Below are 6996 nucleotides of genomic sequence, written 5' to 3'. Positions count from 1 at the left end.
CGCGCCGGCGCGCACCTCTATCCTGACCACATGGATACGCCGAGCGCGGCGGTCCGGCAACGGTGACAGGCGAGCATCATGCACATTTCGTTTCCCCCCGATCCGCCCGAGTATTGCGCACGCGATCTGGTGCTCGCATTCCCGGCACTGGTCGACGACAGTTGCGTGCAGTGTGCGATCACGGCCGAGGCGCTCGAGGATCACTTCGGCGCGGCGTCGCTCGTGGAGCGGGACCTGACCGACGCGTTCACCGCGCATCGCTCGGAAATCGAGAACGCGGCGCGCAGGATGCTCAAGGAAATCGGCGGGCGTCCGGTGCTGTTGCACAGCGGCTATTTCCGGTTCATCCGGTGACGCGGCCGGGCACGTCTGGGGACGTGTGCGGCGCACGGCATGGCAGGAGGGCGAGATGACACTGTCGGGCAACGTGCGGGAAGGCGAATGGACCGTCGAGGTCGAGACGCGGCCGGTCGAAGGGGGCGGCTTCCGCTGCCGGGTGCAGGTCGCGCATGGCGGGCCGCATGGCCACTTCGGGCATGCGTTCGAGCACAGCCAGACGTACCGGACGGAGCGCGAGGCCGTGCTGGAAGGGCTGCGGGCGGGAATGATGTGGATTGAACTGAAAATGTCGCAGGTTTTCGACGTGTGACGCGCGCCGCGCCGCGCGGGGGGCGCGGGCGGCACGAGAGACGCGGTCACGCGTGCGGCGCCGGGCAGACTGCGGCCGGCGCCGGTTGGACAACGCAGTCGTGGATGAATCATCGCCGGAATTCGCAGCGATGCGAGCGACGAATAAAAGACGGTCGTGCCCTGGAGGGCGCCGTCAGGAGAAATAACATGGGCGTCGGTATGCAAATCGCCTACCTCGGATTCGCCGGCTCGGCCGCACTGGAGGCGGAAGCGGGCGCGCAGCTCGTGCGCCTCGACCGCTTCCGCGCGCTGATCAGCGGCTGCCATCTGGCGATCGAAGCGCTGCACACCGGCAACGGACGGCGGGCTTATGACGTGCGGCTCGACCTGATCACGCGCGGCAACGAGTTGAGGCCGGTTCAGCGCTGCGTCGGCGAGGACGCGAAAGAGGCCATGTGCCGCGCGTTCACGGAGGCCGAGCGCGCACTGCTCGCGTTGCAGAACGGGCAGGGAAAGGGAACGGCAGCCACGAGCCCGGCGCTGGAGCCGGGGCCGCATGCGCACCACTAGCCTGGGCGCGGCGCAACAGACGGGAAACGGCGACGGGGCCACCACACGCCGGCACGCGCGTTGCGGCGCGGCGAACGCAAAAAACAAGCGGCCGGAAGCCGGCCGCCGATGCGCTGCTGTTGCGCGGAGTCAGGTTGTCAGGTGGAGAGTCGCGTCCCGGCCGCTCCCGGCGGGCGTGTCAGACGCGCGCGAGGCCTTCCGCGTCGATGATGCGCACGCGCTTGCCGTGGGTTTCGACGAGGGACTCGCGCTGGAAGCGCGAGAACATCCGGCTGACCGTTTCAAGCTTCATGCCGAGATAGCAGCCGATTTCCTCGCGGGTCATCCGCAGGTTGAATTCCGTCGCCGAATAGCCGCGCGCCTGGAAGCGACCCGACAGGTTCAGCAGGAAGTGCGCGACGCGCTGTTCGGCCGACATCGTGCCGAGCAGCAGCATCTGGCTCGATTCGCGGACGATCTCGCCGCTGAGCATCTGGTACAGGTAGTGCTGCATCGACTTGATTTCGCGGCAGGCCATCTCGAGCTGCCCGAACGGGATGATGCACACGACGCTGTCCTCGAGCGCGATCGCGTCGCAGCTATGGTTGCCGCCGCCGATGCCATCCATGCCGAGCGTCTCGCCGGCGATCTGGAAGCCCGTGACCTGCTCGCGGCCGTCGCGATGCATCATCACGGTCTTGAACGAGCCGGCGCGCACCGCGTAGATGCTCTGGAACGCGTCGCCCGAGCGGAACAGCGTGTCGCCTTGGCGGACGTGGCGCGTCGTGCAGATCATCGCGTCGAGGCGGCCGAATTCGGCGGGCGACAGGTGCGACGGCAGGCACAGCGTACGCATCGCGCAGCTCGAGCAGCGTGCGCCCGGATGTTTCGGCGCGTCGGCGCGTGCGACCGCGTGAAGCGGCATGGCCGGCCGGGTCGATTTGACGGGAACGGCGGCTTCACAAACGGATGCTGATGACATGATCCACTCCGGCACTTTCAGGCGCGGCGCGTTCGACGCGAACGCACCAAGGCATCGATGACATGGCATGCGGCGTCGAACTCGGTGGTCTTGTCGAAGAAGTAATCCGCTCCGGCCGACGCGCATGCCGCCCTGAATGCCGGTGCCGAGTGATTCGTCAGGACGATCGTGACGACACGCGGCGTGGTTCGCGACAGCATCCCGATCAGATCGAGACCGCCGCCGTCCGCGAGCCGCAGATCGAGGATCACGACATCCGCCCGACACTGGCTGATGTGAGCCCATGCGGCGTGGCTGTCTTCCGCCTCGCCCACGATCGCGACACCGCGGATCGCACCGACGAGCAACGCGATCCTCCGGCGCACGGCAATGGCGTGGTCGACGAGGAACACCCTGAGCTCGGGCGACTGACTGGCATTCATGGGAGCCAGTATCGCGTTCGGGCGCCGAAAAGGAAATCGGCCAAGTTGGAACTTTGCGTAGGCCGGTTCGCGCCCGTGTAGGGATTTTCCTACAGCGAGAGCGCGCTGCGCGCCGCGCGGCACGCGGCCAGATCCCACGCCGCGCACCCGACCGACTTGAACAGGACCGGCCCGTCAGCCTCGAACGTGCCGCCGAGCGCGTCGGCGAGCGACGCGACCTGATGCCAGTCCACCTGCGCGAGGATCAGGTCGCCGGCCTCGTGGCGCGCGCCGGCCAGGTCGTCGACGACGAGCCGGCTGGCGCGGACCGTTCCGGCGTCGATTTCGGCGGCATCGGGCGTGAACGCGCCGACGCCGACCACCAGCCGGCCTTCGCGCGCCGGTTCCCGGTAGACGGGCGTGCGGCTGGTCGTGAGGGTCACGACCACGTCGATCGAGTCGGGCACCCCGTCGCCGTCGAGCGGCGCGAGCCGCGGCGCCTGCGCAAGATTCGCCTCGCAGAACCGCGCCGCGCTCTGCGCGGTCGTGCCGCGCACGACCAGCTGCGCATCCGGGAAGATTGCCGCAAGCGCTTCCGCATGGTTCGCGGCCTGCTTGCCGGTGCCGATCAGCAGGATTTCGCGGGGCGCGCCGGCGTGCAGCGCCTGGATGCCGAGCGCGCTGATCGCGGCGGTGCGGCGCCCGGTGACGGTCGGGCCGTCGAGCACGAAGCGCATTTCCCCCGTGACCGCGTCGCACGCGACGACCTGCCCGTGAATCGTCGGCAGGCCGCGCGCGCCGTTGCCGGGGCACACGTTGACGAGCTTGTGGATCGCGATGTCGCGCGCGCTCGACGGCATCGACAGCATCACGCCGCCGGCCTGCAGCGGCACGACCATGCGCTCCGGGCTGACGATCTCACCCGCCGCGTATTCGACGACGGTCTGTCTGAGCGCGGCGAGCAGCGCCGGATAGTCGAGCAGCGCGGCGGTCGCGGCCGCGTCGAAAACGGGAGTCGGAGAGGAGGCGGTCATCTTGGGCGTCGTCTGGGTGTCGTCTGGGTGTCGAAGGGCGGGCGCGGCGTGCGCCCGGTGCGGTGCTGTCGGCGGCGGTCCCGCGCGGCAGTCTGGACTGAATCTATACCAGATATGGTGTGAATCACAAGCCAAAAAAATGGCGGCACGGCAGTTTTGGTTCTAATATATGTCCAGATGGGCGCGCATCCGGCCCGCCCGAGCGGCGGGGCAGCCGTGCATCTCGGGTATAGTGCGAACCCCTTTTGTCCAACGATCCGGCAGGAGCATCACGATGTCGTCCGCGCGCCTCGAGTTTCTGGAGGGCGGTTTCAGGCCGCTGCAAATTTACGAACAGGTCGCGGAGACGATTCGCGACGAGATTCGGGCGGGACGCTTCGCGCCCGATTCGCGGCTGCCGTCGGAGCGCGAGCTGGCGGCGCTGTTCAAGGTCGGCCGGCCGGCCGTGCGCGAGGCGATCGGCGCGCTGCAGAACGAAGGGCTCGTATTCACGAAGCGTAATTCGGGCACCTACGTCGCGGCCGCCGCACTCGAGATCCTCGCGCATCCCGGCGGCGCACGGGCCGCGACCGAGGCCGATTTCAGCCCGACCTCCACGCTCGACGTGCGGCTGATCCTCGAGCCCGCGATCGCACGCCTCGCGGCCGCGAAGGGCAAGCCCGACCGTGCCGCCGAGCACTATCTCGCGCAGATGGAGACCGTGACGGACGTCGCCGATCCGCAGCAGCGCGCGCTGTGGAACGAGAGCGACAGGCTGTTCCACCGGCAGCTCGCGCTGATGACGGGCGACGCGCTGCTGGTCAAGATCGCCGAGGAAGTCGCGAAGACAATGGACCAGCCACTGTGGAAGCGCCTGAAGGACGACGGCATTCACGACGCGGGCCGGATTCGCCTGTACGTGTCCGAGCACCGGCTGATCTACGAGGCGATCGTCGAGGGCGATGCCGATGCCGCGGCGTTCTACGTCGAGCAGCACATCCGGCGCGTGCGGCGCGACATCGCGCCGAAGTGACGCCGATGGGGCGGCGCGTCGAGCCTCGCTGGTCGCCATGACAACCAGCGAGGCGGGAATTTTTTTGAAACGGCTTGCATAACGACCACGCATGTCCTACATTGGTTTTTCTAAAAACCAGTTTGGAGACACCCCATGCGTTACCTTGCCATCGCCCTGGCCGTCGGAACGGCCGTTGGCGCCGTTGCCGCGGCGCACGCGCAGGAAGTCGTCGCGATCGGTCACTCCGCGCCGCTGACCGGCCCGCAGGCCGCGAACGGCAAGGACAACGAGAATGGCGCGCGCCTCGCCATCGACGAGCTGAACAAGCAGCGCGTGACGGTCGGCGGCAAGGCCGTCACGTTCAAACTGGTTTCCGAGGATGACCAGGCCGATCCGAAGGCCGGCGTGCAGGTCGCGCAGAAGCTGGTCGACCGCGGCGTCGTCGCGGTGCTCGGGCCGTACAACTCGGGCGTCGCGATTCCCGCATCGCGCGTCTACAACACCGGCGGCGTGCCGATCCTGCCGGTCGCATCGAACCCGGCGCTGACGAAGCAGGGCTTCAGGAACATCTTCCGGATCGGCGCGAGCGACGAGCAGCTCGGCGGCACGATGGCCGAATTCGCGGCGAAATCGCTGAAGGTCAAGACCGCCGCGATCATCGACGACCGCACCGCGTACGGCCAGGGCGTCGCCGAGCAGTTCGCGAGCGTCGCGAAGGCGAACGGCATCCGGATCGTCGACCAGGAATTCACGAATTCGTCGGCCACCGACTTCCTCGGCATCCTGACGAAGATCAAGGCGTCCAATCCGGACGTGATCTTCTTCGGCGGCTACGCGGCGCAGGGCGCGCCGATGGCCAGGCAGATGCGCCAGCGCGGCCTGCGCGCGAAGCTGCTCGGCGGCGACGGGATCTGCTCGGCCGACATGGGCAAGGTGGCGGGCGAGGCTGCGTCGATCGTGTTCTGCGCGCAAGGCGGCATTTCGCTCGACAAGACGGCCGAAGGGCGCACGTTCCTGAAGAAGTATCACGACGCGTATCACACCGACACGCAGGTGTACGGCGTGAACTACTACGACGGCGTGAAACTGCTCGCCGACGCGATGGTCAAGGCCGGCACGACGACCGACAAGGCGAAGCTCGTCGCGCAGCTCGCGAAGGAAAACTACAAGGGCGTCGCGGGCACCTATTCGTTCGACGCGAACGGTGACCTGAAGGGCGCGCCGACGACCGTCTACGTGATCCGCAACGGCCTGCCGGTGCCGTACGCCGAGTAAGCCGGCCCGATTCCCCGAACCCGAACCCCTCATGAAACTGACCCGTTCCCTTTCCACGGTCGAAGTGCATACCGGCGGCGAAGCGTTCCGCATCGTCACGAGCGGGCTGCCGCGCCTGCCGGGCGCCACGATCGTCCAGCGCCGCGCGTGGCTGAAGGACCATGCCGACGAGATCCGCCGCGCCTTGATGTTCGAGCCGCGCGGCCACGCCGACATGTACGGCGGCTACCTGACCGAGCCGGTGTCGCCGACCGCCGATTTCGGCGTGATCTTCGTGCACAACGAGGGCTACAGCGATCATTGCGGGCATGGCGTGATCGCGCTGGCCACCGCGGCGGTCGAGCTCGGCTGGGTGCAGCGCGCGACGCCCGAGACGCGCGTCGGCATCGACGCGCCGTGCGGCTTCATCGAGGCGTTCGTCCAGTGGGACGGCGAGCACGCGGGGCCGGTACGCTTCGTCAACGTGCCGTCGTTCATCTGGAAGCGCGACGTGTCGGTCGAGACGGCGTCGTTCGGCACGGTGACGGGCGACATCGCGTACGGCGGCGCGTTCTATTTCTATGTCGACGGCGCGCCGTTCGACCTGCCGATCCGCGAGGCGGCGGTCGAGAAGCTGATCCGCTTCGGCGCGGAAGTGAAGGCGGCCGCCAACATCGCGTACCCGGTCGTGCATCCCGAGATCCCCGAGATCAACCATATCTACGGCACGATCATCGCGAATGCGCCGCGCCATCCGGGCTCGACCCAGGCCAACTGCTGCGTGTTCGCGGATCGCGAGGTCGACCGCTCGCCGACCGGCTCGGGCACCGGCGGCCGCGTCGCGCAGCTCTACCAGCGCGGGCTGCTCGCGGCCGGCGACACGCTCGTCAACGAGTCGATCGTCGGCACGGTCTTCAAGGGCCGCGTGCTGCGCGAGACGACGGTGGGCGGCATCCCGGCCGTGATTCCGGAAGTGGAGGGCAGCGCGCACATCTGCGGTTTCGCGAACTGGATCATCGACGAGCGCGACCCGCTGACCTACGGATTCCTCGTCCGCTAAGACCCGTTGTACCAGGTTTGGCGCGCAGGCCCGCCCGGCGGGTTGCGCGCCTTTTTTGCGCGTGCGCGCCGCTCGTGCGCACCGTGCCGCCG

General features: G+C 68.2%; 9 protein-coding genes. 6 read left to right on the top strand and 3 right to left on the bottom strand.

The annotated features are described in order from the left end of the window. Nucleotides 1-78 precede the first annotated feature (78 nt). The 3 genes from LIG30_RS12415 (at nucleotide 79) to LIG30_RS12405 (ending at nucleotide 1200) form a co-directional block, all read left to right on the top strand. Nucleotides 79-354 (top strand): DUF1488 domain-containing protein, encoded by a 276-nt coding sequence (locus tag LIG30_RS12415; protein WP_038712532.1) that lies wholly within the window; start codon nucleotides 79-81, stop codon nucleotides 352-354. 55 nt (nucleotides 355-409) lie between these two features. Then, entirely contained in the window at nucleotides 410-649 is a 240-nt protein-coding gene (locus LIG30_RS12410; RefSeq protein WP_038712559.1) for a hypothetical protein, read from the top strand. A 188-nt stretch (nucleotides 650-837) separates the two neighbouring features. Continuing rightward, nucleotides 838-1200 (top strand): hypothetical protein, encoded by a 363-nt coding sequence (locus LIG30_RS12405; RefSeq protein ID WP_051994987.1) that lies wholly within the window; start codon nucleotides 838-840, stop codon nucleotides 1198-1200. A 178-nt stretch (nucleotides 1201-1378) separates the two neighbouring features. Here LIG30_RS12405 and LIG30_RS12400 read toward each other — a convergent pair whose 3' ends face one another. From LIG30_RS12400 to lhpI, 3 genes are all read right to left on the bottom strand, one after another. Continuing rightward, nucleotides 1379-2161: a helix-turn-helix domain-containing protein gene (locus LIG30_RS12400; protein WP_038712556.1), complete on the bottom strand. Its 783-nt coding sequence runs from the start codon at nucleotides 2159-2161 to the stop codon at nucleotides 1379-1381. 17 nt (nucleotides 2162-2178) lie between these two features. Further along, complete coding sequence (locus tag LIG30_RS12395; protein WP_038712531.1) at nucleotides 2179-2583, bottom strand: response regulator; 405 nt, start codon at nucleotides 2581-2583, stop codon at nucleotides 2179-2181. Nucleotides 2584-2672: 89 nt separating this feature from the next. After that, nucleotides 2673-3596 (bottom strand): bifunctional Delta(1)-pyrroline-2-carboxylate/Delta(1)-piperideine-2-carboxylate reductase, encoded by a 924-nt coding sequence (lhpI, locus tag LIG30_RS12390; RefSeq protein ID WP_038712528.1) that lies wholly within the window; start codon nucleotides 3594-3596, stop codon nucleotides 2673-2675. Between the two features lie 274 nt (nucleotides 3597-3870). Between lhpI and LIG30_RS12385 the strand changes: the two genes are divergently transcribed. The 3 genes from LIG30_RS12385 (at nucleotide 3871) to lhpH (ending at nucleotide 6904) form a co-directional block, all read left to right on the top strand. Then, on the top strand, nucleotides 3871-4608 hold the full coding sequence (locus LIG30_RS12385; RefSeq protein WP_038712526.1) for a FadR/GntR family transcriptional regulator: 738 nt from the start codon (nucleotides 3871-3873) through the stop codon (nucleotides 4606-4608). A gap of 135 nt (nucleotides 4609-4743) precedes the next feature. Further along, nucleotides 4744-5865, top strand: coding sequence for a branched-chain amino acid ABC transporter substrate-binding protein (locus tag LIG30_RS12380; RefSeq protein WP_038712523.1), 1122 nt, complete (start codon nucleotides 4744-4746; stop codon nucleotides 5863-5865). Nucleotides 5866-5896: 31 nt separating this feature from the next. Beyond that, nucleotides 5897-6904, top strand: coding sequence for a trans-3-hydroxy-L-proline dehydratase (gene lhpH, locus LIG30_RS12375; protein ID WP_038712522.1), 1008 nt, complete (start codon nucleotides 5897-5899; stop codon nucleotides 6902-6904). Nucleotides 6905-6996: the final 92 nt, after the last annotated feature.

It is taken from the genome of Burkholderia sp. lig30, assembly GCF_000687455.2.
GTDB lineage: Bacteria > Pseudomonadota > Gammaproteobacteria > Burkholderiales > Burkholderiaceae > Burkholderia.
The sequence above is the reverse complement of the archived record's forward strand: the minus strand, read 5'-3'. Positions and strand labels throughout refer to the sequence as shown.